Origin of the sequence: Paenibacillus dendritiformis (genome assembly GCF_015845845.1) — a bacterium.
Taxonomy (GTDB): domain Bacteria; phylum Bacillota; class Bacilli; order Paenibacillales; family Paenibacillaceae; genus Paenibacillus_B; species Paenibacillus_B dendritiformis_C.
This window is the reverse complement of sequence record NZ_LDIG01000194.1, coordinates 1-2,089: the sequence shown is the minus strand read 5'-3', so window position 1 is coordinate 2,089 and position 2,089 is coordinate 1. Positions and strand designations below refer to the sequence as shown.

Annotated in this window: 4 protein-coding genes; 3 read left to right on the top strand and 1 reads right to left on the bottom strand. The window is 42.6% G+C overall.

All coding sequences use genetic code 11. The annotated features are described in order from the left end of the window. Positions 1-246 (bottom strand): hypothetical protein (locus tag ABD76_RS29020; protein WP_420901961.1); only part of this gene is annotated, 246 nt, incomplete at its 3' end. Positions 247-400: 154 nt separating this feature from the next. On the opposite strand from ABD76_RS29020, the gene ABD76_RS31015 reads away from it, so the two are divergent. The 3 genes from ABD76_RS31015 to ABD76_RS19720 form a co-directional block, all read left to right on the top strand. Further along, a complete protein-coding gene (locus ABD76_RS31015; RefSeq protein WP_420901960.1) occupies positions 401-715 on the top strand; it encodes a DUF1266 domain-containing protein in 315 nt (104 codons plus the stop codon). Continuing rightward, positions 670-1,050, top strand: coding sequence for a DUF1266 domain-containing protein (locus ABD76_RS19725; RefSeq protein ID WP_197258860.1), 381 nt, complete (start codon positions 670-672; stop codon positions 1,048-1,050). Before ABD76_RS31015 ends, ABD76_RS19725 begins: the two co-directional genes overlap by 46 nt. 836 nt (positions 1,051-1,886) lie before the next feature. Continuing rightward, a partial coding sequence (locus tag ABD76_RS19720; RefSeq protein WP_197258859.1) for a transposase occupies positions 1,887-2,089 on the top strand: 203 nt, incomplete at its 3' end.

Sequence of the window (2,089 nt, the reverse complement as noted above, 5' to 3'; positions counted from 1 at the left end):
CGATAGTTGGGAAGCGCTTATGCTCTTGAGTCCAAGCAGTTCTTGAAATTCAGGATTAGCGGCTACATGCTCTGACATGACTTTGTATGAGTCTCGTTGCTGGAGCTGTGCCTCTACAAACAAGAGTGTCGAAGCGCCGACAAACAACTTTTGGGCTCGGTAGTCCAATGACTTATCTCGAGTGGAATTCACATGTAACCATTTTAGGCATTGACAAATGACGTTTTGATTCGGTACGTTATCCATAGAAATCTCCTTTGTTGAGCGTTTTATGGATAACGCTGAGGGTAACTCAACAATAGGAGATTTCTTTATTTTTGTCCACGAATATAGTTCAATAACTTACAAATATAGATAATTATGAAGTGAAAATTTTCGTGAAAAGATTGATGCAACGCTAGTGGCCAATCTCTCTCTTTACCGGTCTGAGTCGCCACGGATACTGCAAGTGAAGGTAGATTCTGAAACTTTGAAGGAAGGCCTTTCTTCAGCCTGGGACGTTAGTAATACGGAGGAGGCTGTACAAACCCTGGAATGGCTGCTTACGGAAGGGCATCGTGCGAAGTATGATCAGCTTCTTATGGCGTTGCAAGCTGGCCAGTCTTTTACCGAGGAGGAAGTGGGGAAATCGCAGGAATGCTATAAATCAGCCCAAGAAGCGATGATGAAGTGGGGAAATCGCAGGAATGCTATAAATCAGCCCAAGAAGCGATGATGAAGAAGCTTTCCTTTGCGAAATCCGATTTTGACCGGGTGAACACCATGGCTGCCTGGGATTTTGACCGCGCTGTAAATATTGCAAGATGGAGCTACATACTTGGTTATCTAACCGAAGAACAGGCATGGGGGTATATCGAGAGAGCTGCTGATGCCGCCAGCCATATCTTCCAATCCTGGAAGGACTATTTTATTTCATTTGCATTTGGCCGAGCCATTGCATACGAGGGTGACATTTATGATATCATTTGGAATGGAAAAGAATTGCTGAAAGAAGAGGGCTCGATCTGGAATGAATTTAGCATTAAGCGATCCGGAACAGGAAGCCGATAATTTAGCATTGGACAAGGCCTGAGAGAGTGTGCTGTTTGCTGCACATAACAATCTCCAACCACAGGAGCTGTGTGGCTCCCTATTGATTATCGGAAGGGCTTGAGAGCCAGGCTTATGCAACAGTGCCTTTACATGTTCTTTGTCCACTGATTTTTAACGTGTTCAGTCGAGAAGTCCCTCACTTCAAAAACCTTACAGCGTCTGGTTTTAAGTGGGGGATGGATCGACTTCGTACGAGGACAGGCTTTGGCCTGTTCAGTTGTCCGACATTCTGGTAAATAAGCCTGTAGCGGCAATGTATGCCGGCTACAGGCTTTTTCATGTTTCAAGTAGAGATATCAATGTCAAATACATTTCTCCTATTCATGATCACACCTTGCCGGGCGGCCTGGGATACCCGATTCATTGCTGTCAAACCTTTATTTCGATGAGAGTTTGTTTTTCTATTGATACCTTCTTTTGAGATATAATTTTTATATAATTACATAATTTTACGCGTGAGCCATCTTATTATTTCTTATTCCATCCTATTTTTCATTCATAGCATAAAAATCTCCAGTAATCAAAATAAGTTAAACTTCATTTATCCTGAATCCGTGAAAGGGTTACGAATAAGAGAACCATCACTATCAGTTGTAACGATAGGCGCAGAAAGCAGAGGTGATGACTCGATTCACTTGAAAAAGACATCACGAAACAAAGCTTCCCTTGTGCAAAGAGTTGAGTCCGTATAATTGTGTAAAATAGCTTCTTCCAATAAATGAAGAGAGCCATATTCAAACCCCTCAAGTAGAATGTAGTTGCTGACACAACAAACTAGTGAGGTGGATTTGAAAATGGCTCAATATCAGATTAACGTAGATTCGAATATTTTGCATCAATTATTTATTGGAGATAGTAAGGATGCGGGAGTAGCCAAGCTGCTGGAATCCGTATTGAATCAAGTCTTACAAGCGCAGGTGACCGAACAGTTGGATGCAGAACGTTATGAGCGGGCAGAGGAGCGCAAGGGATATCGAAATGGGACATACCCGCATAA